At 63.3% G+C, this 24,959-nt stretch carries 22 protein-coding genes; 15 read left to right on the top strand and 7 right to left on the bottom strand.

Annotation, left to right across the window (positions count from 1 at the left end; genetic code table 11):
- The 8 genes from P7C00_RS07470 (at position 1) to P7C00_RS07505 (ending at position 8,338) form a co-directional block, all read left to right on the top strand.
- Positions 1 to 1,098 (top strand): serine hydrolase domain-containing protein, encoded by a 1,098-nt coding sequence (locus P7C00_RS07470; RefSeq protein WP_404938484.1) that lies wholly within the window; start codon positions 1 to 3, stop codon positions 1,096 to 1,098.
- Positions 1,095 to 1,424, top strand: coding sequence for an amidase (locus tag P7C00_RS07475; RefSeq protein WP_346634982.1), 330 nt, complete (start codon positions 1,095 to 1,097; stop codon positions 1,422 to 1,424). Before P7C00_RS07470 ends, P7C00_RS07475 begins: the two co-directional genes overlap by 4 nt.
- A 172-nt stretch (positions 1,425 to 1,596) precedes the next feature.
- Positions 1,597 to 2,772: a M20 aminoacylase family protein gene (locus tag P7C00_RS07480; RefSeq protein ID WP_404938486.1), complete on the top strand. Its 1,176-nt coding sequence runs from the start codon at positions 1,597 to 1,599 to the stop codon at positions 2,770 to 2,772.
- 98 nt (positions 2,773 to 2,870) lie between these two features.
- Positions 2,871 to 4,181: an MFS transporter gene (locus P7C00_RS07485; RefSeq protein WP_346634980.1), complete on the top strand. Its 1,311-nt coding sequence runs from the start codon at positions 2,871 to 2,873 to the stop codon at positions 4,179 to 4,181.
- Positions 4,182 to 4,198: 17 nt separating this feature from the next.
- On the top strand, positions 4,199 to 5,641 hold the full coding sequence (locus P7C00_RS07490) for an amidase (RefSeq protein WP_404939929.1): 1,443 nt from the start codon (positions 4,199 to 4,201) through the stop codon (positions 5,639 to 5,641).
- 85 nt (positions 5,642 to 5,726) lie between these two features.
- Positions 5,727 to 6,497: an IclR family transcriptional regulator gene (locus tag P7C00_RS07495; protein ID WP_404938488.1), complete on the top strand. Its 771-nt coding sequence runs from the start codon at positions 5,727 to 5,729 to the stop codon at positions 6,495 to 6,497.
- A gap of 100 nt (positions 6,498 to 6,597) precedes the next feature.
- The gene (locus P7C00_RS07500) at positions 6,598 to 7,179 is read left to right on the top strand and encodes a YceI family protein (RefSeq protein WP_346634978.1); all 582 of its coding nucleotides are present in this window, start codon (positions 6,598 to 6,600) and stop codon (positions 7,177 to 7,179) included.
- Between the two features lies 1 nt (position 7,180).
- Positions 7,181 to 8,338 (top strand): phospholipase D-like domain-containing protein, encoded by a 1,158-nt coding sequence (locus P7C00_RS07505; protein ID WP_404938490.1) that lies wholly within the window; start codon positions 7,181 to 7,183, stop codon positions 8,336 to 8,338.
- Positions 8,339 to 8,398: 60 nt separating this feature from the next.
- Here the strand turns inward: P7C00_RS07505 and bglX are convergent, their stop codons facing one another.
- The gene (bglX, locus tag P7C00_RS07510; RefSeq protein ID WP_404938492.1) at positions 8,399 to 10,690 is read right to left on the bottom strand and encodes a beta-glucosidase BglX; all 2,292 of its coding nucleotides are present in this window, start codon (positions 10,688 to 10,690) and stop codon (positions 8,399 to 8,401) included.
- Between the two features lie 240 nt (positions 10,691 to 10,930).
- Between bglX and P7C00_RS07515 the strand changes: the two genes are divergently transcribed.
- The 6 genes from P7C00_RS07515 to P7C00_RS07540 all read left to right on the top strand — a co-directional run bounded on the left by P7C00_RS07515 (position 10,931) and on the right by P7C00_RS07540 (position 15,716).
- Positions 10,931 to 11,539 carry a LemA family protein gene (locus P7C00_RS07515; protein ID WP_346634975.1) on the top strand — a complete coding sequence of 203 codons (609 nt, stop codon included), beginning with the start codon at positions 10,931 to 10,933 and terminating at the stop codon, positions 11,537 to 11,539.
- A gap of 195 nt (positions 11,540 to 11,734) precedes the next feature.
- Positions 11,735 to 12,505 carry a TPM domain-containing protein gene (locus P7C00_RS07520; RefSeq protein WP_404938494.1) on the top strand — a complete coding sequence of 257 codons (771 nt, stop codon included), beginning with the start codon at positions 11,735 to 11,737 and terminating at the stop codon, positions 12,503 to 12,505.
- Between the two features lie 29 nt (positions 12,506 to 12,534).
- Positions 12,535 to 13,152, top strand: a complete 618-nt coding sequence (locus P7C00_RS07525) for a TPM domain-containing protein (protein WP_404938497.1) — start codon at positions 12,535 to 12,537, stop codon at positions 13,150 to 13,152.
- A 281-nt stretch (positions 13,153 to 13,433) separates the two neighbouring features.
- Positions 13,434 to 14,669 (top strand): class I SAM-dependent methyltransferase, encoded by a 1,236-nt coding sequence (locus P7C00_RS07530; protein WP_404938499.1) that lies wholly within the window; start codon positions 13,434 to 13,436, stop codon positions 14,667 to 14,669.
- 148 nt (positions 14,670 to 14,817) lie between these two features.
- Positions 14,818 to 15,399: a DJ-1/PfpI family protein gene (locus P7C00_RS07535; protein WP_346634971.1), complete on the top strand. Its 582-nt coding sequence runs from the start codon at positions 14,818 to 14,820 to the stop codon at positions 15,397 to 15,399.
- A 14-nt stretch (positions 15,400 to 15,413) separates the two neighbouring features.
- Complete coding sequence (locus P7C00_RS07540) at positions 15,414 to 15,716, top strand: ribbon-helix-helix domain-containing protein (protein ID WP_346634970.1); 303 nt, start codon at positions 15,414 to 15,416, stop codon at positions 15,714 to 15,716.
- Positions 15,717 to 15,906: 190 nt separating this feature from the next.
- On the opposite strand, the gene P7C00_RS07545 is transcribed toward P7C00_RS07540, so the two are convergent.
- The 6 genes from P7C00_RS07545 to P7C00_RS07570 form a co-directional block, all read right to left on the bottom strand.
- Entirely contained in the window at positions 15,907 to 16,527 is a 621-nt protein-coding gene (locus P7C00_RS07545; RefSeq protein ID WP_346634969.1) for a hypothetical protein, read from the bottom strand.
- Between the two features lie 506 nt (positions 16,528 to 17,033).
- Positions 17,034 to 19,595, bottom strand: a complete 2,562-nt coding sequence (locus P7C00_RS07550; protein ID WP_404938501.1) for a TonB-dependent hemoglobin/transferrin/lactoferrin family receptor — start codon at positions 19,593 to 19,595, stop codon at positions 17,034 to 17,036.
- A 119-nt stretch (positions 19,596 to 19,714) separates the two neighbouring features.
- Positions 19,715 to 20,677, bottom strand: coding sequence for a FecR family protein (locus P7C00_RS07555; RefSeq protein ID WP_404938503.1), 963 nt, complete (start codon positions 20,675 to 20,677; stop codon positions 19,715 to 19,717).
- A complete protein-coding gene (locus tag P7C00_RS07560; RefSeq protein WP_346634966.1) occupies positions 20,674 to 21,222 on the bottom strand; it encodes an RNA polymerase sigma factor in 549 nt (182 codons plus the stop codon). Before P7C00_RS07560 ends, P7C00_RS07555 begins: the two co-directional genes overlap by 4 nt.
- Before the next feature lie 261 nt (positions 21,223 to 21,483).
- Positions 21,484 to 23,067, bottom strand: a complete 1,584-nt coding sequence (locus P7C00_RS07565; protein ID WP_404938505.1) for a rhodanese-related sulfurtransferase — start codon at positions 23,065 to 23,067, stop codon at positions 21,484 to 21,486.
- Positions 23,064 to 23,693 (bottom strand): cysteine dioxygenase, encoded by a 630-nt coding sequence (locus P7C00_RS07570; protein ID WP_404938507.1) that lies wholly within the window; start codon positions 23,691 to 23,693, stop codon positions 23,064 to 23,066. The genes P7C00_RS07565 and P7C00_RS07570 overlap by 4 nt, the downstream gene beginning before the upstream one ends.
- Positions 23,694 to 23,799: 106 nt before the next feature.
- Between P7C00_RS07570 and P7C00_RS07575 the strand changes: the two genes are divergently transcribed.
- Entirely contained in the window at positions 23,800 to 24,687 is an 888-nt protein-coding gene (locus tag P7C00_RS07575; protein WP_123723323.1) for a LysR family transcriptional regulator, read from the top strand.
- Positions 24,688 to 24,959: the final 272 nt, after the last annotated feature.

Raw genomic sequence — 24,959 nt, forward strand, 5'->3', positions numbered from 1 at the left:
ATGGTCAAAGGTCCGATCCTGCTGGCGTTGCTTGTATGCCTCAGCCTGCCGGCCTGGGCCGAGGAGTGGCCGGCGCAGCAATGGAGTCGAGGCCCGGTCGTCGATAGCCCGGCGCTCAAGGCTCTGGAGGACTACGCCTTCGTGCCCAGGGACGACCAGTCCCACAAAGGCATTCGTACTGATGCCTTGCTAGTGATCCGCGATGGCCAGGTGCTTTACGAGCGCTACGCCGGCGCCACCGGACCCCAGACGCCCCATCTCATCTGGTCGGCCAGCAAAAGTCTGTTGGCGGTAGTGTTGGGCGTTGCCTACGGTGAAGGCCGCTTCCAGCTCCAGGACCCCGCGGCACAATATTACCCGGCGCTACAGGCGCATCCGGCCATCACCCTGGGTGACTTGTTGCACTGGGCCTCGGGTCTGGACTGGCAGGAAGACTACGAATACGCCCCCCTCAATTCCTCAGTGGTGGCCATGCTCTACACCCGCGGGCATCGGGACATGGCGGCATTTGCTGCACAGCAGGCGCGCTCCACTCCACCGGGGCAGGCCTTCCGTTACTCCAGCGGCGATAGCAACCTGCTGGCGGCCAGCCTGCGGGGGATGGTGGGGGCGGACCAGTATGCGGACTATCCCTGGCGTGCCCTGTTCGAACCGCTGGGCATCACCCAGGCGGTGTGGGAACGCGACGCCGTCGGCACCTTCGTGGCGTCTTCCTACCTCTACCTGACGGCCCGCGATCTGGCCCGTGTCGGCCTGTTGATGCAGCGCGAGGGTCGCTGGCGTGATCGGCAGTTGCTGCCCAGGGCCTGGGTCGAGTTCAGCCGCACGCCCTTCGCTGGCTATCGGGCCAACCAGGATGAGGCGGTGGCGGGCGGGCACTGGTGGCTCAACCGCTCGGTGGACGGCGCGCCCCAGCCCTGGCCCGATGCTCCAGCGGATACCTATGCGGCCCTGGGGCACTGGGGACAGGCGCTGTATGTCCTGCCTGCACAGCGCCTGGTGATCGTGCGTTACGGCGACGACCGCGATGGCAGCTATCGGCACAATGAGCTGCTCAAGCGAGTCCTGGCGGCTTTTTCCAGCAAGGGGCAGCCATGAGACGCCGGGCCTTTTTCCGCCGTCATCCGCTGCTCGGCCTGGTGCTGGTGGCGTTGCTCCTGTTGCTGGGCTGGAGCTGGCAGCAACGGGAGGCCCTGCAAGCCTTCCCGGATATCCTCGGTGCCTACACCGCCAAGGAGTACTGCTCCTGCCGCTACGTGATGCAACACCCCGCCGACTACTGCCGGGCCTATGTACGCCAGTACCTGCCCATCAGCGGTTTTAGCGATGAACCGCAGAGCCGACGTGTCACCGCCAGCGCCCTGGGGCGTACCCACAGCGCGCTCTGGCTGGGCCCCCGGGAAGGCTGCCGCCTCGATCCCTGATCCTGGATCAGGCATCGCTGCAGATTATGTGTTCCATCCAGTGGAACCACATTTGATTGTCCTGTGCTCCGGCTCGCGGTTATCTGACGCAGAGCTTCGAGCACGCTCCTGCGCCTCGTGCAACGCTCCGAAAAAAAGAACGGGAAGCCACCCGGCCCAGAGGAGATACGCCATGACCCGACACCAGCACATCCTTGCCTGGCTCAACGACATTGCCAGCGATCTGCGGGCCATCCGCCAGGATATTCATGCCCACCCGGAACTGGGGTTCGAAGAGCAACGCACTTCGGCGCTGGTGGCTCGTTGTCTGGAGGAGTGGGGTTATGAAGTGCACACCGGCATCGGCCGAACCGGGGTCGTGGGCGTTCTGCGCAACGGCACGGGCACGCGCACCCTGGGCCTGCGGGCGGACATGGACGCCTTGCCGATCATCGAGAACACCGGAGTCCCCTACAGCAGCCGCCATGGCGGTTGCATGCACGCCTGCGGGCATGACGGCCACACCACGATCCTGCTGGGGGCGGCGCGCTACCTGGCGGCGACCCGAGCGTTCGACGGCACCCTGAACCTGATCTTCCAGCCCGCGGAAGAGGGCCAGGGCGGTGCCGAGGCGATGCTTGCCGATGGCCTGCTGGAGCGCTTCCCCTGTGATGCGCTGTTCGGCCTGCACAACATGCCCGGGCTGCCGGCCGGTCACCTGGGCTTTCGCGAGGGGCCGATGATGGCGTCCCAGGACTTGCTCGAGGTGATTGTCGAAGGCGTCGGCGGCCACGGCTCCATGCCGCATCTGGCGGTGGACCCCTTGGTAGCCGCGGCCAGCATGGTCCTGGCGTTGCAGACGGTGGTGGCGCGCAATATCGATGCCCAGGAAGCGTCGGTGGTGACGGTCGGCGCCCTGCAGGCCGGCGAGGCGGCCAACGTGATTCCCCAGCAGGCGTTGTTGCGCCTGAGCCTGAGGGCCCTCAATGCACCGGTGCGCGAGCAGATGCTGGAGCGGGTCAAGGCGATCATCCAGACCCAGGCCGAGAGCTTTGGCTGCAGCGTCAGCATCGACCATCGCCCGGCTTATCCGGTGCTGATCAACAGCCCGGAAGAAACCGAGTTTGCCCGGCGGGTCGGTGTCGAGCTAGTGGGGGCCGAAGCGGTCAATGGCAACACGCCGAAGCTGATGGGCAGCGAAGACTTCGGCTGGATGCTGCAGCGCTGCCCCGGCAGCTACCTGTTCATCGGCAATGGCGTAGCGCAACCGATGGTGCATAACCCGGGTTACGACTTCAACGACGACATCCTGCTCACCGGTGCGGCCTATTGGGGTGCCCTGGCGGAGAGCTGGCTCAAGCCCGTCTGAGCCTTCCTGTTCCTGTAGCGCTGTTCGGTCCGGGCGTTCCATGCGCCCGGCACTTTTCCGAGCCCGCAAGAAGGCTCAAAAGTTTCAAGGAACCTCCCATGAGCGTCTCGATACCCTCTGTTTCCAAGACCCGGCAGGTGGTTGCCGCCGTGGTTGGCAACGCCCTGGAATGGTATGACTTCATCGTCTATGGCTTTCTCGCCAGCTTTATCGCTCGCCAGTTTTTTCCGGCTGAAGATGAGTACACCTCGCTGCTGATGGCCCTGGCCACCTTCGGCGTGGGCTTTTTCATGCGCCCGGTGGGCGGCGTGCTGCTGGGCATGTATTCCGACCGCAAAGGCCGCAAGGCGGCCATGTTGGTGATCATCCAGCTGATGACCCTGGCCATTGCGATGATCGTCTTTGCCCCCAACTACGCGGCCATCGGCCTGGGCGCGCCGTTGCTGATCGTGGTGGCGCGGATGCTTCAGGGCTTTGCCACTGGGGGGGAGTACGCCAGCGCCACGGCCTACCTGGTGGAAAGTGCCCCGGCGGACAAGAAAGGCCTGTATGGCTCCTGGCAACTGGTAGGACAGTGCCTGGCGGTGTTCAGCGGAGCCGCGATGGTGGCGGCGGTGACCCACTTCTTTTCACCACAGACCCTGGATCTCTGGGGCTGGCGCCTGCCGTTCGTGATCGGTCTGCTGATCGGTCCGGTGGGGCTGTGGATTCGCAAGTACATGGAGGAGCCGGAGGCCTTCATCGAGGCGCGCAAGCAGGTGCGTGGCAAGGGGCCGGGGCTGTGGCAGGTGGTGTCGGCCTACCGCCGGGCAATCCTGGTGTCCATGGGCCTGTGCTGCGGCGGCACCGTGTCTTTCTATGTGGTGCTGGTGAACATGCCGACCTTCGCCCACACCAACCTCGGCCTGCCTCTGGATCAGGTACTGCTGGTGCAGATGTTGGCCGTGGCCCTGATGACCGTGGTGATTCCCTTTGCCGGAGCACTGTCGGACCGCATCGGCCGGCGCCCGGTGCTGATGGCCTTCACCCTGGCGTTTTTCGTCATGGTCTATCCCTTGTATGTGTGGGTCGCCGCGGCGCCGTCCATTGAGCGTCTGCTGGTGATGCAGATGTTGCTGTGCGGTGCCATTGGCGGTTTTTTCGGTCCCGGTCCTACGGCCCTGGCCGAGCAGTTTCCCATCGAGGTGCGCTCCACTGGGGTATCGGTGGCGTATAACGTTACGGTGATGCTGTTCGGTGGCTTTGCGCCCTTGATCGTGACCTGGCTGAGCAAGGTCATGGCCACGCCGGTGGCGCCATCCTTCTATGTCTTGCTGACCTCGATCCTCAGTCTGCTGGGTATCTACTGCATGTACGACGCGGTCAGAGACGACAAACCCGATGCCGTGACCCTGGGAGGCGAGTCTTGATCAAGCACAGCGAACCAATGGCCAACGAATCCATCGTCGAGCTGGACGCCCTGGCGCTTTCCCGGGCGATCCATGCCCGCGAGCTGTCCTGTTGCGAGGTGATGCAGGCTTATCTGCAGCAGATCGAGCGTTACAACCCCGGCGTCAATGCCCTGGTCTCCCTGTGCGATCCGCAGGACCTGCTGGCCCAGGCCGATGAGCGTGACCGGCAACTGGATCGGGGACAGTCCATGGGCTGGATGCATGGCATGCCCCAGGCGATCAAGGATCTGGCAGCCACTGCGGGGCTGACCACCAGCATGGGGTCGCCACTGTTCGCCGATCAGGTACCCCAGGTGGATGCCATCAGCGTGGCCCGGGTCCGGGCCAGCGGCGCGATCATTGTCGGCAAGAGCAACGTGCCGGAGTTTGGCCTGGGCTCTCATACCTACAACCAGTTGTTCGGCACCACCGGCAATGCCTACGACAGCAGCCTGAGCGCCGGCGGCAGCAGCGGCGGTGCGGCGGTGGCCCTGGCCTTGCGCATGCTTCCAGTGGCCGATGGCAGCGACATGATGGGCTCGCTGCGCAATCCGGCGGCCTTCAACAACGTGTTCGGCATGCGCCCCTCCCAGGGGCGGGTGCCATTCGGCCCGACCCCTGAGCTGTTCGTGCAACAACTGGCTACCGAAGGACCGATGGGCCGCACGGTGGCTGATGTGGCACGGCTGTTGAGCACCCAGGCCGGTTACGACCCGCGGGTGCCCTTGTCCCTCAAGGAAGATCCGGCGTTGCTGCAGGCGCCTCTGCAACGGGATGTACGCGGACTGCGCCTGGGCTGGCTGGGGGACTACAACGGGTACCTGGCCATGGAGCAGGGAGTCCTGAGCCTGTGCGAAAAGGCCCTGGCCGACTTCACCCGTCTGGGCTGTGAAGTGGAAAGCTGCCAGCCGGAGTTTTCCATGGCACAACTGTGGGACTGCTGGCTGGTGCACCGGCACTGGCTGGTCCAGGGTTCCCTGGGGCTGTTGCACAACGACCCGGACCAGCGCCGCTGGCTCAAGCCCGAGGCACGGTGGGAAGTAGAGGGCGCGGCCAACCTCAGTGCCGCGGACGTGTATCGCGCTTCCCAGAGTCGCAGCGATTGGTATCGCGCCTTGCTGCGACTGTTCGAGCGTTACGATTTTCTGCTGCTGCCTACGGCCCAGGTGTTCCCTTTCGATGCACGGCAGGCCTGGCCAAGGCAGATCGATGGGCAGGAAATGGACACTTATCACCGCTGGATGGAAGTGGTGATCGGTCCGACCCTGGCCGGTCTGCCCAGTATCAGCATTCCGGTGGGGTTCAATCTGTCGGGCCTGCCCATGGGCTTGCAGATCATCGGGCCGGCCCAGGCCGACCACGCTGTGCTGCAACTGGCCTATGCCCACGAACAACTGACGCAATGGGTGCGGCAACACCCTCCGGGTAATCTGCTGTAACCAGGCAAATGCCGTTGATAGGGTTCTGAGGCCCGCATCTTGCTGGGTAAAACCTTTACCCATCCTCAGTCAGGGAGTTCGGACTATGGCCAGCAAGGTAGAAACCGGCAGCGTGCGTTCCGTGGAACGGGCCCTGGCCATCGTCGAGTTGCTGGGTCAGCACCAGGCCTTGGGCCTGGAGGAGCTGCACTACCTGACGGGCCTAGCCAAGGCCACGGTGTCGCGCATGTTGCTGACCCTGCAGGAGCAGGGCTGGATCTACCGTGGCCTCAGCGATCGGCGTTATCGCCTGAGCGCTCGCAGCCTGTTCGGTGACAGCCGGCAACGTTTCAAGCGCCATCTGGTGGAGCAGGCAGCGCCCTGGATGCTGGAGTTGAGTGCACGCACCGGACTGGTCAGTGACCTGTCGAGTTTTGACGGCGAGCACCTTGAGGTCCTGGAAAGTGCGGTGCCTTCGGTGTTGCGCAAGCGTTACCCGACCAACAGCCGGATTGTCGGCCAGCACGCCAGCCTGTTTCATTCGGCCATGGGCAAGGCTTGCCTGGGGGCCCTGGCCAGTGATGAAGTCGCGCGTCTGGCCGAGCGTGAGCGAGTGCCGGCCGAAGACCGGCAACAGGCTTGCGCTCAGTCCCAGCATCTGGGGTTCGGCCAGCGTACCGAGGGGCACTGGGAGTATCCGGTGCGCCTGCCCTTTCTGATTCGCGCGGTGGCCTTGCCGTTGCAGGCCGAAGGTCGGGTGATCGGCAGCATCGCCCTGCATTGGCCGATGGACCTGAGCTGTGTCGAACTGGTGCGCAATCGCCACTTGGGATTGCTGGCCGACACCATCGAGCAATTGCAGAAGTCCATTGCCTGAGCCATTCCCCGTCTGCAACGGCTGAGCCCCACTTGAGCGCGGTGTTTGCCAGCCCCCTGGCAGCCGGTTAAGGTGGCGCCTTCTGTTCACGGGAGCTTGCATGCGTACGCCGATCCGCCTTCTTCTCAGCCTGCTCGGGGTACTGGCCCTGCCGGCCCAGGCCAACTGGTACCTGGACAACGAGTCTTCCCGGGTGTCCTTCGTGACCACCAAGAACGCCAGCATTTCCGAGGTCCAGCGCTTTCTGGTGTTGCACGGCAAGGTCGACGCCAAGGGCCTGGCCCAGTTGCAGATCGAGCTGGACTCGGTCAGCAGCGGCATTCCTCTGCGGGATGAACGCATGCGCCAGGAGCTGTTCCAGGTCCAGCAGTTTCCCGAGGCGCAGATCACGGCGCAGATCAACCTGCGGCCGATCAACGACCTGGCCCCCGGGGCGCAGATCGAGTTGCTGCTGCCGGTCACCGTGGCCCTGCACGGCCAGGAACACACCTACAACGCCGAACTGCTGGCCACTCGCCTGGATGAGCGGCGTTTCCAGGTGGTGACCTTGGAACCCCTGGTCCTCAATGCCGAAGACTTCAACCTGGCGCCGGGCCTCGACAGCCTGCGCAAGGTGGCTGGCTTGTCGGCCATCAGTTTCTCGGTACCGGTGGGTGCGGTACTGATCTTCACGGCGCGCTGAAATGCGCGGAGCGGTGTTCCCCTGGCGTGAAGGCAACCGCTTCGAGCTGCTGATCGACGGTCCCCAGTTCTTTCCGCGCATGCTGGTGGCCATTGCTCGCGCCCAGCAACAGGTGGAGCTGGAGCTGTATCTGGTGGAAGCCGGTTCATGTGCCGAGGCTTTGGTCCGGGCCCTGGTCCAGGCTGCCGAGCGCGGGGTACGGGTGCGCTGTCTGTTCGATGACTATGGCAGCCTGGCCTTTACCCAGGCCTTGCGCCTGCGCTTGACCAAGGCCGGTGTCGAGTTGCGTTTCTACAACCGCCTGAAGTGGCGCCAGGGCTTTCTCAACCTTTACCGCGACCATCGAAAACTGCTGTTGGTGGACCAGTCCCTGGCCGTGGTGGGCGGTACTGGGGTTACCGATGAGTTCTGGCAGCCCGAGGACAACAGCTGCGATTGGCATGAAGTGATGGTGGAGATCGCCGGGCCCACGGTGCAGGACTGGCAGAGGCTGTTCGATCGCCAGTGGAGCGCCAACCTGCGCAGGGGCGCCTGGCGGCCCAACGTCGATTTTGGCCTGCCCCATCTGCCCCGTGTACCTGACTCGGGGGAGGGCATGGGCCGTGTGGCTTATGCCGACTCGCGTCAGCATCGCGACATCCTGCATTCACTGATTCGTGCCCTGCACAGCGGCCAGCAACGCATCTGGCTGGCCACGCCTTATTTCTTGCCCACCTGGTCGGTGCGGCGCTCATTGCGCAAGGCGGCCGCCCGGGGCGTCGACGTACGCCTGTTGCTGACCGGGCCGCACACCGACCATCCGGCCGTGCGCTATGCCGGGCACCGTTACTACCCGCGCCTGCTCAAGGCCGGCGTGCGGATCTTCGAGTATCAGCCGCGTTTCCTGCATTTGAAGATGGCGCTGGTGGACGACTGGGTCAGTGTGGGCTCGTGCAATTTCGACCACTGGAACCTGCGCTTCAACCTGGAAGCCAACCTGGAAGCCCTGGACCCGCCACTGACGCGCTCCGTGGCGGCGAGCTTCGAGGCGGACTTTGCCCAGAGTGAAGAGATCAGCCTGGCGCAGTGGCGCAACCGGCCGTTGTGGCGGCGGATCAAGCAGCGGATCTGGGGCTGGGTCGACCGCCTGGTGGTCAACCTGCTGGATCGTCGCGGCTAGGCGCCAAGGGCAGAGGCGTAACCGGCCGGCGCTGTTTCAGCGCCGACCCGTCACAGGGGATCAGAGCAGTTCGAAGCTCTGTTGCTTGACGTCCTGGGAATCCAGGCCGATCTGTACATTGAAGTCGCCCGGTTCCGCGGCGTACTTGAGCTGCGCGTTGTAGAACTTCAGGTCGTCCTCGGTGATGGTGAAGTGGATGGATTTCTCTTCACCGGCCTTGAGCATGACTTTCTGGAAGTTCTTCAATTCCTTGATCGGGCGGATCATCGAGCCGGCCACGTCCTGGATATACAGCTGCACCACGGTTTCGCCGTCACGCTTGCCGGTGTTCTTCACGGTCACGCTGGCATCGAGCTTGCCGCTCTTGTTCAGGGTGGTGGAGGACAGCGCCATGTCTGAAAGGCTGAAGCTGGTGTAGCTCAAGCCATAGCCGAACGGAAACAGGGGGCCGGTGGTGTCGTCGAAGTACTGCGAGGTGTAGTTGCCTGGCTTGCCCGGCGTGAACGGCCGGCCAATGGTCAGGTGGTTGTAGTAGGTGGGAATCTGGCCCACGGAACGGGGGAAGGTGATCGGCAGCTTGCCCGACGGGTTGTAGTCGCCGAACAGTACGTCGGCAATGGCGTTGCCGCCTTCGGTGCCGCTGAACCAGGTTTCCAGGATGGCGTCGGCTTGCTGGTTTTCTTCCAGCAGTGACAGCGGACGGCCATTCATCAGCACCAGCACCAGAGGCTTGCCGGTGGCCTTGAGGGCCTTGATCAGCTCCCGCTGGCTGGCGGGAATATGCAGATCGGTGCGGCTCGAAGACTCGTGGGACATGCCACGGGACTCGCCCACCGCGGCCACGATCACATCCGACTGCTTGGCCGCCTTGACCGCTTCGTCGATCATCTGCTGCGCAGAGCGTGGGTCGTCCACCACTTCCGGGGCATCGAAGTTGAGGAAGTTCAGGTAATCCACCACCTTTTTGTCGGCGGTGATGTTGGAACCCCGGGCGTAGACCAATTGGGCGTTGTCGCCCAGAACGTTGCGCATGCCGTCATACAGCGTCACCGACTGTGCCGGAACGCCGGCGGCGGCCCAACTGCCCATCATGTCGATCGGCGCCTTGGCCAGGGGGCCTACCAGGGCGATCTTCGCGGTTTTCTTCAGCGGCAGGGTGTCGTTCTGGTTCTTCAGCAGCACCAGGCTGCGGCGGGCAATGTCCCGGGCGTCGCTGCGGTGCAGGCGGCTTTCGGCGTTGGTGTCGGCCGGGTCGTCCTCGGCCTTGCCGATACGCACATAAGGGTCCTTGAACAGGCCCATGTCGTACTTGGCCGCCAGCACTTCACGCACGGCGTTGTCGATGTCCTTCTGCTCGATCTCCCCGGACTTGAGCAGCCCCGGCAGTTCCTTGCCGTACAGCGAGTCGTTCATGCTCATGTCGATGCCGGCCTTGATCGCCAGCTTGGCCGCTTCGCGACCGTCCTTGGCGACGCCGTGGCGGATCAGCTCGATGATCGCCCCGTGGTCGCTCACCGCCAGGCCCTTGAAGCCCCACTCCTTGCGCAGCAGGTCGTTCATCAGCCAGGTGTTGGAGGTGGCCGGCACGCCGTTGATGGAGTTCAGGGCCACCATCACTCCGCCGGCACCGGCGTCGATGGCCGCGCGGTAGGGCGGCAGGTAGTCCTGGTACATCTTCACCGGGCTCATGTCGACGATGTTGTAGTCGCGACCGCCTTCCACGGCGCCGTACAGGGCGAAATGCTTGACGCTGGCCATGATGCTGTCCGGCAAGGCCGGGCTCTGGCCCTGGTAGGCCTTGACCATCACCTTGGCAATCCGCGAGACCAGATAGGTGTCTTCACCGAAGCCTTCGGAGGTACGGCCCCAGCGTGGATCGCGGGAGATGTCGACCATGGGTGCGAAGGTGATGTCCAGGCTGTCGGCGCTGGCTTCCTTGGCGGCGATGCGCCCGGAGCGGCCGATGGCGTCCATGTCCCAGCTGGACGCCAGGGCCAGGCTGATGGGGAAGATGGTCCGGTGGCCGTGGATCACGTCATAGGCGAAGAACATCGGGATCTTCAGCCGGCTGCGCATGGCCGCGTCCTGCATCGGCCGGTTTTCCGGGCGGGTGATGGAGTTGAAGGTGCCGCCGATGTTGCCTGCGGCGATTTCCTTGCGGATCAGCTCGCGAGGCATTTCCGGGCCGATGCTGATCAGGCGCAACTGGCCGATCTTCTCTTCCAGGGTCATGCGCTGGAGCAGATCGCTGATAAAGGCTTCTTTGTTTTCCAGGGGGACCGGGGCAGATTCGGCCAACACAGGGTGACTGGCCAGGCTGACCAGCAGGCCCAGCAAACACAGCTTATTCATGAATAGTGTTCTCAGGGGCTCAAGACCGACGCATGAGTGACGCGTCGAACAGCCAAAATTTAGGGAGCGACTATTGTTGTTCAGATAATTCCCGCACACTTCTGAACTCTTTTTCGCGCTGGGCATCTTTTAGCCCATCAGCCCGATGCATTCCAGTGGCGCAGGCAGATTTTGCCCCACAGGATGTGTGAAACCGGGCAAAAGATTCTTTTCCATCAGGTTGTGCAAGGAGCCCCACCCATGAACATCACCCAAAGCCTGCGCTCGAGCTGGCCCGTTGCCGCCCTGTTGCTGCTCACCAGCCTGCTCAGTGGTTGTGGCATCAACAACATTCCGACCCTCGATGAGCAGGTCAAGGCCGATTGGGGCCAGGTGCAGAACCAGTACCAGCGTCGTGCCGATCTGATTCCCAACCTGGTGGAGACCGTCAAGGGCTACGCCAAGCATGAAGAGGAAACCCTCACTGCGGTGATCGAGGCCCGGGCCAAGGCCACTTCGATCCAGGTGGACGCCAGTACCCTGGACAACCCGGAAAAACTCAAGCAGTTCCAGCAGGCCCAGGATCAGTTGAGCGGTGCCCTGAGCCGCCTGATGGTGGTCTCCGAGCGCTACCCGGATTTGAAGGCCAACCAGAACTTCCTGGCCCTGCAATCCCAGCTTGAAGGCACCGAGAACCGCATCGCCGTGGCCCGCCGCGACTTCATCCTCGCGGTGCAGAAGTACAACACCGAGATCCGCACTTTCCCCGGTCGCCTGTGGCACAGCCTGATGTACAGCGACTTGCCGGTGCGTGCGTCCTTCGAGGCCACCAGCCCTGACGCCGACAAAGCGCCGCAAGTGAAATTCTGATGAGCCTCGGGCAGCGCGTGCTGCAAAGCGCGCTGCTGTCGCTATGCCTGGTGAGTGGCGCCGTATCGGCGCAACAGCCGTTCCAGTTCCAGTTCCGACTCCGACAGCAGCCGGAGCGGTGGTGGCAGTTTTGGCGGAGGCGGGGCGTCCGGCACTGGGTAGCGCAAGCGGACAATCATTGAGGATGAGGTGCTGATGCGACTCTATAAAATCGGCCTGGTGCTGTTGCTCTGGGTCTTTGCGGTCACGGCCCAGGCCGAGCTGAAGTTCCCGGCTCTGAGTGGGCGGGTGGTGGACAACGCCCAGTTGATCGAACCAACCATCAGCGCCCAGCTGACTCGGCAGTTGCAAGCCCACGAACAGGCCACCGGCGAGCAGTTGGTGGTGGTGACCCTGCCTGACTTGCAAGGTGCCAGCATTGAGGACTACGGCTATCAGCTGGGGCGTTACTGGGGCATTGGCCAGAAGGACAAGAACAACGGCGCGCTGCTGATCGTTGCCCGGGACGAGCGCAAGCTGCGCATTGAAGTGGGTTATGGTCTGGAGGATCGCCTGACCGATGCCCAGGCCTCGGTGATCATCAATCAGGTGATTACCCCGGCGTTCAAGACTGGACAATTCAGCAAGGGCATCAGCGACGGCGTCTCGGCCATGCTGCTGGTGCTCGGTGGCACGCCGCTGGACCAACCGAACCCGGTGTATGACAGCGTCGAGAGCAGCGACCAGGACGATTTTGTCCAGCGTCATCCGTTGCTGTTCATCTTCCTGGTGCTGCTGTTCATCCTGGTGGTGATAGTGGCGCAGGCGCTCGGGTTCATCACCACCACCAGCGGGCGCGGCGGTGACGGAGGCGGTGGCTTCGGCGGTTTCGGCGGTGGCGGTTTTGGTGGCGGGTCCGGCGGTGGTGGCGGCTTCAGCGGGGGCGGTGGCAGTTTTGGCGGCGGCGGTTCCTCCGGCGGCTGGTAACTGAAAATAAAAAGAGGGTATCCAACGACATGGCATTACTGAGTGAGTACGAACAACGGCAGGTGGCCGAAGCCATCGCCCGAGTCGAACGCCAGACCGACGCCGAACTGGTGACGGTGCTGGCCGCCCGGGCCGACGACTATGCCTACATCCCGTTGCTCTGGGCCAGTCTGCTGGCGCTGGTGGTGCCGGGGCTGGTGCACTACGCCACCGGCTGGCTGAACATGCACCTGTTGCTGCTGGCGCAATGGGCGACCTTCATCGTGCTGTGCCTGGTGTTCCGCCTGCCCAAGATCACCACCCGGCTGATCCCGCGGTCGGTGCGCCACTGGCGCGCCTCGAACCTGGCCCGGCGGCAGTTTCTCGAACAGAATCTGCACCACACCGTGGGCGGTACCGGGGTGCTGATCTTTGTCAGCGAAGCCGAGCGCTATGTGGAAATCCTCGTGGACGAGGGCATTTCCAAGCGTCTGGATAACAAGCAGTGGAACGGCATCGTGCGCAACTTTACCCAGCAAGTGCGCCAGGGCCAGACCCTGCAGGGCTTCCTCGACTGTATTGAAGCCAGCGGCGAGTTGCTCAAGACCCATGTGCCCCTGACCCAGGTACGCAACGAATTGCCCAACCGCCTCGTAGTGCTCAACTGAGCCCGCCGCCGTAGGAGCCGGCTTGCCGGCGAACAGGCCCCTGAGTCTTGCACCGCCCTTGAGGACGCCTTCGCTGGCAAGCCAGCTCCTACGGCGTTGCGATATCGGTGTTGTTCATGCAGGAGCCGGCTTGCCAGCGAATGGCCCCTGAGCCTTGCACCGCCCTCGGGCGAGGATTTTTTACCGTCGGGTGAATAACTTCGTGCCCCGACGGGGCTAGCTCCCTAAAATACCTGCCACTCCCTGATTCACACCCCGCATTGCCCGAGGCACCTGCCCCCATGTCTGTCACCGCACCTTCCGCCCGTCCCGCGCCGGATCATCACGCCCAGTTCCTGCAATTGCTCGACACCAGCCTTGCGCAAAACGCCTTTATCAAGCTGGTACTGGCCAAGCACGTGGGCCCGGAGGCGGACCTGCAACGGCTGATCATCAAGCAACTGACGGTCAAGGAGCAGCCGTGCCTGTCTTTCGTCTATCGCTACAAGACCCGTGACATCACCAAGAACTTCCCCCTGGACGAGGGCGTGGCCACCATCGCCGGGCTGCTGCCGGCCTCGTTCAAGAATGCCCATCTGCTGACCCTGACCGACGAAGTGCAGCTGGAATACAGCAAGAAGGGCAAGAGCTCGCTGTTCAAGGGCAAGCCGCAAACCCAGCGCGATGTGCCGTCCGCCGAGCACAACCGCGAGAAGAACCGCTTTCTCGACCTGAGCCGACCTTTCCTGGCCGATCTTGGAGTGACCAACAAGCAGCACGAACTGATCCCGGCCATGTCGCGCAAGTGGAAGCAGATCAACAAGTTCATCGAGGTCTTCAGCCACGCCCTGGGCAGCTCGCCGATCAAGCTCGACCAGCCGGTGCGGGTCGCGGACTTCGGCTCCGGCAAGGGCTATCTGACGTTCGCCATCCACGATTACCTGCGCAACACCTTGCAGGCCCAGGGTGACGTCACCGGTGTCGAATTGCGTGAGGACATGGTGACCCTGTGCAACACCGCCGCCGCGCGTCTGGAGCATCCGGGCCTGGTGTTCAAGTGTGGCGATGTGCGCAGTGTGGCCCCCAGCGAACTGGACGTGATGATTGCTCTGCATGCCTGTGATATCGCCACCGACTACGCGATCCACACCGGCATCCGCTCCGGCGCGGCGATCATCATGTGCTCGCCGTGCTGTCACAAGCAGATCCGCCTGCAGATCCAGAGCCCGGCGCTGCTCAAGCCGATGCTGCAATACGGCCTGCACCTGGGGCAGCAGGCGGAGATGGTCACTGACAGCCTGCGGGCCCTGTTCCTCGAAGCCTGCGGTTATGAAACCAAGGTCTTTGAATTCATCTCCCTGGAACACACCAACAAGAACAAGATGATCCTTGCGGTCAAGCGTGCCGAGCCGGTTGACCCGACCCAACTGCTGGCCAGGATCGAAGAGCTCAAGGCCTTCTACCAGATCAGCGAACACTGCCTGGAAACCCTGCTCAAGGCCGACGGCTATCTACAGAGCAGCAGCGCCAAGCAGTAAGCTGCAAGCCACCAGTCTGGAGTTTCACGCCAGCAGCTTGAGGCTTACAGCTTGCCGCTGTAGTAAGTGGCTATTACCCGGGCTGGCGGATTGGGACTACCTTGAGTACTCATTCCGCCCACGTCTTTCCCTGAAAGGAGTCCACTCCATGGCCGCGAAAAAGATCCTCATGCTGGTTGGCGATTACGTCGAAGACTACGAAGTGATGGTGCCGTTCCAGGCACTGCTGATGGTCGGTCATACGGTGCACGCCGTGTGCCCGGACAAGAGCGCCGGGCAGACCGTGCGTACGGCGATCCACGACTTCGAGGGCGACCAGACCTACAGCGAGAAACCGGGTCACCTGTTTGCCCTCAACTTCGATTTTGCCCAGGTCAGCTCCGCTGATTACGACGCCCTGCTGATCCCCGGCGGACGTGCACCGGAATACCTGCGCCTGAACGAAAAAGTCCTGCAACTGGTCAAGGAATTCGACCAGGCCGGCAAGCCGATTGCTGCGGTGTGCCATGGCGCGCAACTGCTGGCGGCAGCGGGCATCCTCGAAGGTCGTGAATGCAGTGCCTATCCGGCCTGTGCCCCGGAAGTGCGTCTGGCCGGTGGCACTTACATCGATATCCCGGTGACTGAAGGTCACGTCCAGGGCAATCTGGTCACCGCCCCAGCGTGGCCGGCGCACCCCAGCTGGCTGGCGGGTTTCCTGGGCCTGCTGGGCACCCGCATCACCCTTTAAGCGAGGACCACGTCATGTGCGAGCTGTACGTCAAGGCCGACCCGATTCTTTATGAATCCCGTTCCCGCTCGTTGCGTATCTGTGGCGTGGTCACCACCTTGCGCCTGGAAAACCAGTTCTGGGACATCCTCAGCGAAATTGCCGAAGTGGACGGCATGACCACCAACCAGCTGATTGCCAAGCTGTATGAAGAGGTCATGGACTATCGCGGCGAAGTGGTGAATTTCGCCTCCTTCCTGCGGGTCAGTTGCACCCGCTACCTGAGCCAGCGCCGCAGCGCCCCCGATCTCAGCCTGGTACGCCGCAACGCTTTGTAAGTCCTCGTGTCGTGCATCGCACCTGGCGGCGCTTTCGCTGGCAAGCCAGCTCCTACGAGGCTTACGGCGTTACATCTTGTAGGCGCCGGCTTGCCGGTGAAGAGGCAGGCCATCGTGGCATGCCTTCACTGGCGCCGGGGGGATTGGCTGCAGGCGGGCAGGGCGCCCGGACGAGGCGCGGGCTGAGCGGTTACAGGCCCAGGCGCGCCAGTTGGCGCAGGTCGGCGATCACCGCCGGGTTGCCGCCCTCCAGCACATCCAGGCGAATCTGTGCGATCAGCGATTTCAGCAGTTCGGTCTGGGTCATCCGGGTTGCCTCCAGCAGACGCGCGAGATCCTCAGCCACATAGTGGTTGACCTTCAGCGACAGGCGCTTCATTGCCGGCACGGCAGGCAACTGGCGGGCCTTGGCCTGTTCCGCCAGGTACGTGGCGAAACCCTCGTGTACCTGCTCCAGGCCAGGCTCGGCGGGGGCGCTGAAGTAGTAGCTGAAGAACAATTTGCGCATCTGTACCCCGGCGTCCTCGGCCACCGAGTGCATCGCGGCATCCAGCACGTCGAGGTAGACCGCTGGCAGCCGCGCCTCGATGGAGGTCAGTTGCTGGCGGCGCGCTTCCTTGATCGCCGGCGTCGACTGGGGCGGGATGGCTACCACCGTGGCGCACAGGTCGCAGACCCCCACCAGGATCTCCCGGGCCTGGCCGTTGCCGTCGCTGAACGGTACGTCGCGGCGGGTGTAGGTGATGCCCACGACCTGCTGGCAATGCTCACAAAGCGCCTTGCCCCGGTCGCCCTGCAGATAGAGTTTCATGGGTTGCCCTCATCGGTGAACGCTGATGAACCACACATCTGGCTCGATAAAGTAGAACTTGATGTACCAGCCCGCCTTATTCAGCACATGGACGGCAAGGTCCGGGGCGCTGTGGTGGGCACTGCACTGGTGGTCGGTGCCCTTGCAGGCGCCGATGACCTCGATCAGTTGGCCGGCCGAAACCTCACCGGTGGCCAGCAGGTTCTTGACCTCGATCGAGCCGCGGCATGCACATAGTTGCCGCTCTGTAGTGCATCGATCAGGTCCCGCCTGACCTTCCTGAAGCCTCTGTCCATGATGCTTTCTCGTTTGTACGACGAATGTCGTACATAATCAATGGGAAGTCGGCTGAAAGCGCCCAAAGGCATTTCAGCGGTTTTCAGGGGGGAGTCGATCTTAGCCCGGCAGGCGCGGGCGGCAGGGCTTGGCTAAAGGCTTGCAATACATCCGTGATGGCCAACGGCTGGCCTGCTGCGGTGCATCCGATGCACCGCAGCCAGTTGCCGTCAGAAGAAGCGGGTCACGCTGATCTTGGCGTTGCGTCCGACGCTGTAGGCGTTGTCGCCGCTGAGGGCCGGACGGTAGTCGCGGTTGAACATGTTATCCAGGGTGAAGTTGACTTCAGTGCCCTTGAGATAGGCTTGTTGGGGCTTCCAGTTGGCAAACAGGCCCTGCACGTTGTAGCGATCATTGCCGTACTGGTCCCAGTAGGAATCACCCAGGCTACTGGCCGGACCGCTGGGGTATTTGTCGCTGGGCAGGCGGTCGGTCTGGCGTACCCACTGGCCCTGCCAGCCAACCTGGGCATCCCATTGGGGAATCTTCAGCCCCAGGGTCGCCACCCACTTGCGTGGCGGAATGTCCCGGGCCCAGACGTTCGGTCCCCAAGGGTTGGTATAGGCGCCTTGGTGCTTGCCGGTGATCCATGAGTAAGACAGGGCGCCGAACAGGTAGGTGGAGTCGTAGTAGCTCTCGACTTCAAAGCCTTTGATGGTCAGGTCGCCGATGTTGCGATACACCGACATCGGCGATTCCTTGCACACCTGAGAGATGCTCTTGCCAGTGCTCAACTGCTCCGCACAGCCGATGCCGGTGGCCTTGAGGATCTCGTTGGTGATCTTGTTCTGGAACACCGTGGTGCGGATCTGCGCGTTGTCGTTGTCGGTCAGCACCTTGGAGAAATTATGGATGGTCCCTGCTCGCAGTGCGGTGATGCGCTCCGGGTCCAGGTTACGGCTGGTGGCCGAGCGCGTGCTGCCGGGGGCCTGAACTTCGTACTGCTCGTCGATTACCGGTGCGCGCCAGGTCTTGCTGTAGTCGGCGAACAGCGCCAGGTTCGGATTGACGTTCCAGAACGCCGAGAGGCGCGGCGACCAGCCGGTGTAGGTCTTGTCACCATAGTCATGGCCGTCCTTGGGGCTGGTGCTGTTGTACAGCGGCGCATCGTTTTGCTCGCCACGGTTGCGTACATGGTCGTAGCGCAGCGATGGGGTCAGGGTGAAGTCCCCCAGAGTTACCGCGTCCTGGATGTAGAAGGCGTTGTTGTCGACCTTGCCATGGGGCATGAAGCCCGGCTGGTAGTGGCCGTAGTTGTACTTGGGCACTTCATAGGTCTTGCCCGGCATCCACATGTCCACCTCGCGAGTGTGCTTGCGGATCTGCGCACCTGTGGTGAAGGCGTGTTCCAGAGGGCCGGTGCTGAAGCGGCTGGTATTGGTCACTTCGAGGATCTTGTCCTCGTAGCCCACGGTGATCTTGCGACCGCCAGTGACCGGTTGATAGAAAGCGGTCGGGCCGCGCTCGTCGGTCTGGTCGGTCTTGGAGTTGGAGTATTGGACCTTGAGGTCGACCCAGGGGTTGTCTACCGGCTGATACTCGTACTTGGTCAGCCAGGTGGTGTCGACGGTATTGCGCTGAGCCAGGTAGCGCTTGGTGGCGCCGTCATAACCGTACTTGTCGATGTTGGCCTTGCTGGGCGGCGCCGGGTAGGTCTTGGCCGAGAAGGGCGCCCAGATGTCACTGTTGGAGCGCATGTAGCTCAAGCCCAGGCGATGCTCGTCGGTCAGTTGCATGTTGAACTTATAGAGCTCGCCGTCCAGGTCCTGAGCTGTGTTGGGCTGGCGCTTGGGGTTGATCAGGTATTCATTGCGCGGGTCGGGAATGGAACTGGCCAGCTTCATGTCGTCGCCGTCGCGCTTGGTCCAGTAAGCCAGGGCATCGAAGCGATGGTCATCGGAACGGCCATAGACGGCAGAGGTGTAGGCCTGTTGATGGTCGTTGCTGCTGTAGCCGTACTTGACCATGGCGCCGACATTGCGTCCGTCCTGCAGCAGGTCCGGGGCATCCTTGGTCTCGGTGTGCACGGTGCCGCCGAAGCCGCCGTTCCCGGTCTTCGGCGAGTGCGGGCCTTTCTCCACTTCCACCCGACGGATCAGTTCCGGCTCGATGAAGATCACTCCCTGCTGGTAGCGCTCGAAGCCGCTCTTGGTGGCGCCGTCGACGGTGATCGGTACGTCTTCGGCGTCTCCCAGGCCCCAGATGTTGATGGTCTGGCCGCCGGGTTTGAGCGAGCCGCCCAGGCTCACGCCGGGCAGGGTGTCGATCAGGCTGACCACGTTGTTGGACTGGTGGCGATCGATTTCCGTCTGGTTCAGGGTCGAGCGGCCAACACTGGCGGCGTCCACCTCGGTGCCATTGCCGATCACGCTCATGGCCCCCAGTTGCAAGGCCGAACCACTGCTGAGGCTGGTCTCGGCAGGGCGCACGATGTAGGTGTTGTCGACCTTCATCAGGTTGAACTGGCCGTTCTGCAGCAGGGCGCGGATCGCCTCTTCCGGGCTGTAGTCGCCTTGCAGGGCCGGGGCCTTGGCATTGCGCAGCAGTTGCTCATCGAACAGCAGCTGGATCTTTGCCTGCTGGGCGATCTGGCTCAGGGAGGCGGCCAGAGGCTGCGCCGGCAGCTGGAAATGCAGCGGCCCGGCATGGGCCTGCAGGCTGAATGCCAGGCAGGCGGCGAGCAGGGTCGGGCGGGTACGGACTAACGGAACAGGCAAGAACGCGCGAAACATGACTTCCCCCAGAGCGGCTTAAAGGCCAAAAAGGCGCTGCGGACAGATCGCAGACAGGAGGAAGACGCGGCAGTGAAAAAAAACCTCATATGCGAATGCAAAATATTCTCATATAAAATTCAGCGGGCTTCGATTTTCAGCCGACCGTTGGCCTGTACCCGGGTTTTTACCGGGATCAGGGCCGGTAGAGCCTTGACCAAGGCATCCGGATCGTTGACGTCGAGGTTGCCGGAAACCTTGTAGGCGCTCAGCGGGCCCTCGGCCAGTTGTACCGGCTGGTGGCGGTACAGGTTCAGCTCGTCCACCAGGCTCGCCAGGTCGCGGTTGCGAAAGGCCAGGCGCCCGCTGCGCCAGTCGGCCACCTCGTCGCGGTCCAGGGGCTGCTGGCGCAGGGTGCCTTTTTGCAGGTCATAGGTGGCCTGTTGTCGAGCGCTCAGCAGGGTCAACTCCCCGGGCTTGCCGTCCGGGCTGAAGGCCACCTGGCCGTGGGCCACGCTGACCACCAGTTGGCGCTGGCCGCGACGCACGTCGAAGGCGGTGCCCACCACCCGCACCTTGGCCTCGCCGCTGTGCACCCACAGCGGACGTTCCTTGTCGGCGGCGACTTCCAGGTACAGCTGGCCCAACTGCAGGTAGATGTTGCGCTGATGGGCGCTGAAATCGATGGTCACCTGGGTATTGGCGTTGACGTACAAGGTGCTACCGTCCGGCAGCTTGAAGGCCCGTGCCCCCTGTTCCTGGGCCGCGATCTGCTGCCGGTAGGGGGCCTGGGGCGTGCCCAGGTTGACCGCCAGCACCGCGCACAGCAAGGCGGCGGCCACTGCCAGGGCCGGCCGCCAGAGTGGCGTCTTGCGCCGGGGGAGCGGCACCGGGCGGCTCAGTTGCTGCAACTGCGCCAGGTCGTCCCACAGCGCCTCGAATTCGGCGTAGGCCCGGGCATGGGCCGGTTCACTGATCCAGCTATCGAAGGCCTTGCGCGTGGCGCGATCCGGATCATTGCGGTTACGGGCGAACCAGCTGGCGGCCTGAGCATCGATCTGTTCGCTGTCGAGGTCGTCGTGGGTGCCGGGAAAGCGGGTCATTCAGGCTGCTCCTTGCCATTTTCTCGTTGTAGGTGCTGCTTGCAGTGCAGCAGGGCAAAGGCGATGTGTTTCTCCACCATGCTCACGGAAATCCCCATGCGTTCGGCGATCTGCGCCTGGCTCAGCCCTTCGAAGCGGTGCAGCATAAGGGCTTCGCGGCGGCGCGGCGAGAGTTGGGCGAGGACTTCTTTCAATTGCTCCAGGCGTTGCAGGCGCTGGATGGCGGGCAGCGGCTCATGCTGTTCGTCGGCCAGGGGTTCGCTGTCGAAGTTTTCTTCGAGGTGGGGCTCGTGGTGCACCTTGGAACGCACTTGCTGGCGTCGCCAATGATCGCGCAGCAGATTGCGCGCCATCTGGAACAGAAAGGCCCGGGGCTGCTCGACCTGGGCCCGATCACGGTAATCGAGCCATTGGGTGAACACGTCCTGGGTCATGTCCGCCGCGTCGCTGGCGTTGTCCGTGCGTTTACGCAGGAAATGCAGGATGTCCGCATAGAACCCGCGAACAGAGTCCGCCGACGCAGAGTCGGTCTTGGAGCGAGACATGGATATCCTTCTTGACGACGCGGTGAGCACAAGGTCGCGAATGATATCGAGAATTATTGCTATTTGTCACTTGCGCAAATTGACGATCAGCCAGCACCGCCTTCGCGCTCTAAATACCCCTCTTCGCGGGAACGGGCTTGCCAGCGAAGGCGCCCTTGCAGGCGATGTCAGGCTGCGCCCTCTTCGCCGGCAAGCCGGCTCCTACAAGGGGGAAGCACGGCATGTCGGCGCTGGCTTGCCAGCGAAAGCCCCCACAAAGGCTCAGATCACGAAAAAGCCGTGGGTGCCGTCGCGCCGCAGTTGTTCCACCAGGCCAAACTCCCAGTCCAGGTAACCCTGCATGGCTTCCCTGGGGTTGTCGGTGCCTTCATAGGGGCGGCGGTAGCGGTCGATCCGTGGCGCGGCCAGTTGCTGGCGGCTTTCCTCCAGGGGCAGGCCGGCTTCGATCCAGGCTGCGGTGCCACCGCTCAGGAGAAACACCGGACGCTGGGTCAGGGCCTGCAATTGCGGCACTACAAAGCGTGCCAGCAGGCTGCTGCCGCAGGTCAGGACAAACCGCTCGGGCTGGGGCAGTTGGGCCAGGGATTCCTCCAGTTGGCTGGGCAGGGCCCACCAGGCACCGGGGATATGGCGTTGCACGTAGTTGGCGCTGGCGGTGAAATCCAGAACCAGGGTGCCGGGTTCCTGCAGCCAGTCGGCCAGGGTGCGCGGGCTGATCTCCTCGGCCGGGGCCACATCCGGCAAGGGCGCCTGCCAGGGACCGCGCACGCTGAAGTCGCTGTCGCGCAGACCGTCGAGCACCGCCACCTGCCAGCCCATCTGGGCCAGCCAGGACGCGCTCATGTTGGCGCGCACGCCGTCGTTGTCCACCAGCACCAGGCGCGCACCGCGAACGCTGGCGAAGTGATCGGTTTCCTGCACCAGTTGCCCCCCGGGCGTGGAGCGGGCTGCGGGCAGGTGGCCGGCGGCGAATTCCTCCGGAGTACGTACATCGAACAGATAGCTGGTGCGCTTGGGATCGGCTTGCCAGCGCCGCCACTGGGCGAGATCGATGCGCGCCACGTCAGCCTGATCCGCTACCGCCCGTGCCGCCGTTTGCGCCTGCGCCCGCTGGGCCTCATTCACCGCCTTGAACCGGCGGTTCTGGCCGTGCTCCAGTTTCTGCCCGGCCAGGGTCCAGCCGATGGTGCCGTTGCGCAGGGCCGCCACCGGATTGGGAATGCCGGCGTTCACCAGGGACTGGGTGCCGATGATGCTGCGGGTGCGTCCGGCACAGTTGACCACCACCTGTGTCCGCGGATCGGGGGCCAGTTCACGCACCCGCAGCACCAGTTCGGCGCCGGGCACGCTGGTGCTGCCGGGGATGCTCATGGTCTGGTATTCGTCGAAGCGTCTTGCATCCAGCACCACCAGATCGGCCTGCTGGTCGAGCAGCGCCTGGAGTTCTTCGGCGGCCAGGGATGGGGTATGACGCTCCGCCTCCACCAGTTCGCCAAAGGATTTGCTGGGGACGTTGACGTCCTTGAACAACTCACCACCGGCGGTGCGCCAGCCATCCAGGCCGCCCTCAAGCAGGGCGACATCGCTGTAGCCCAGTTGCCGCAGGCGGGTCGCCGCACGTTGGGCCAGCCCTTCGCCCTGGTCATAGAGGGTAATCGGGGTGTCGCGCCGGGGGATGCGCGCATAGACCTCCAGCTCCAGTTTCGACAGCGGGATATTGGCGGCGAACAGCGGGTGGGCTTCGGCGAAGGGCGCCTCTTCACGGACATCGATCAGCGCCAGTTCCTGGCGGTCGAGCAGGGCCTGACGGATGTGCGCCGGGCTGCGGGTAGGGAAATCGGTCATTGCAGGGGCTCCTTCGACAAGTCCCAGAGGTTAGGCAGCAAGCGGTTGGAATAACCGGAGACAAAGGGCTTCTCGTGACCGTCCGGATCGTATACGGCACGGCGTACCGCACCGATATTGGCGCCATACACATGGATGCTGATGGACACCCGGTCGGCGTAGGCGTTGCTCACCTGATGGATGTCGCCAATGCGCGGCGACACGGCCTCCACTTGCCCCGGCACCAGGCGTATCGGAGCCCCCGCAGGTTGCAGGCGGCCGTCCGCCAGGCGTTCGAAACCCTGGGAGTCTTCGGCGCCGCGGAGCATGCCGATCAGCCCCCAGGCCCGGTGATCGTGGATTGGCGTGCGCTGCCCCGGCCCCCAGACAAAGCTGACGATGGAGAAGCGCTGGCGCGAGTCGGCATGCAGCAGGAATTGCTGGTAGCGCTGTGGGTCCGGCTCGGCGAACTCATCGGGCAGCCAATCGTCCCGGCTCACCAGGCGCTGCAGCAGCGTGGCCCCTTGATCCAGCACCCGGGCCTCATCGGGGGCGCTGTCCAGCAGCTCGGCCAGGGCGGCGATGAAGTCCCGCAGGCGGGCGAAGTTGGGTGAAGCAATGGCGATTGTTTCGGCGTTGTGGGGCATGGGCTCCCTCCGTGGACACAAGGCAAATGACGCGAACTACACGGGCGAGCTAAAAGGTATTATTCTTATCGAACATTTTTCCAGTCATTTATTATGCGAAAAAAGAATGAAGATAGATGATCTGAATGCGTTCGTTGCGGTGATCCGTTGCCAGACCATCAGCCAGGCGGCCGATGCCCTGCAATTGACCCAGCCGGCCATCACCCGCCGGGTGCAGAATTTCGAGGAAGCCCTGGGGGTGGAGTTGCTGGATCGCAACACCAAGCCACTCAAGCCCACCAGCATGGGCCTGCGGGTTTATGGCCAGTGCCTGGAAGTGCTGCGCAGCATCGATGCCCTGAACGAGTTGGTGGCCAATGACGGCGCCCCCAGCGGCGCCTTGCGCATCGGTGTGCCGCAGACCATTGGCGATGTGGTGCTGCTGGATGCCCTGAGCCAGCTGAAGACGCTCTATCCGCAATTGCAGACGTCGGTGGCCACGGGGTGGGGCAGCCACCTGCTGAGCAAGGTCGAGAACGGTGAGCTGGACGTGGTGGCTGCGCTGTTTCCCGCTGGCAAGGTATTCCCCGAAGGCGTAGTGGGGCGCTCCCTGGGCAGCATGAATCTGGTGGTGGTAGCGGCCAAGGGCGAGGTGCGCAAGCGTTCCTGCAAGCTGGCCGACTGTTACCAGCGCGGCTGGGTGTTGAATCCCGATGGCTGCGGTTTTCGTGCGGGCCTGCAACGAGCGTTGAGTGCCCAGGGCCTGACTTTGCAGATCAACCTGGAAACCTTCGGCACCGAGCTGCAACTGGGGCTGATCGCCAATGGCCTGGGGTACGGCCTGGTGCCGCTGCCGTTGCTGGAGAACAGCAGCCACCGCGACAAACTGGAGATAGTGCCGGTGAGCGACTTCAAGCCGGTGATCGACCTGTGGCTGGTACACCCGCGCTTCCTCGGCAACCTGCAAGAACCGGTGAGCCTGTTTGGCGAGATGGTCGCCGCCCGCGTCGGCTAGTCACGGGTGCGGCGCAACGGGTGCTTGCAGGTGCTGGCTTGTTGCAAGAGCGGGCTAGTCGGCAAAGGCTTCGGCAGGGGCAGCACAACCCGCAACGGCCCCTTCGCCGGCAAGCCGGCTCCTACAGGGGGGGGGGGGGGTTATCCTTTGTTTGCATATATATCTATTTGCTGAATGCATTTTTTGTATATTAAGTTAGAACCAAAACGAATTTCACGGACGTTTTTTATGTAGTTAGCATGGGGCTCGAACGCGCTGAAATAGGGATGTTG

The organism is Pseudomonas sp. JDS08PS003, from assembly GCF_045013505.1.
GTDB lineage: Bacteria > Pseudomonadota > Gammaproteobacteria > Pseudomonadales > Pseudomonadaceae > Aquipseudomonas > Aquipseudomonas protegens_B.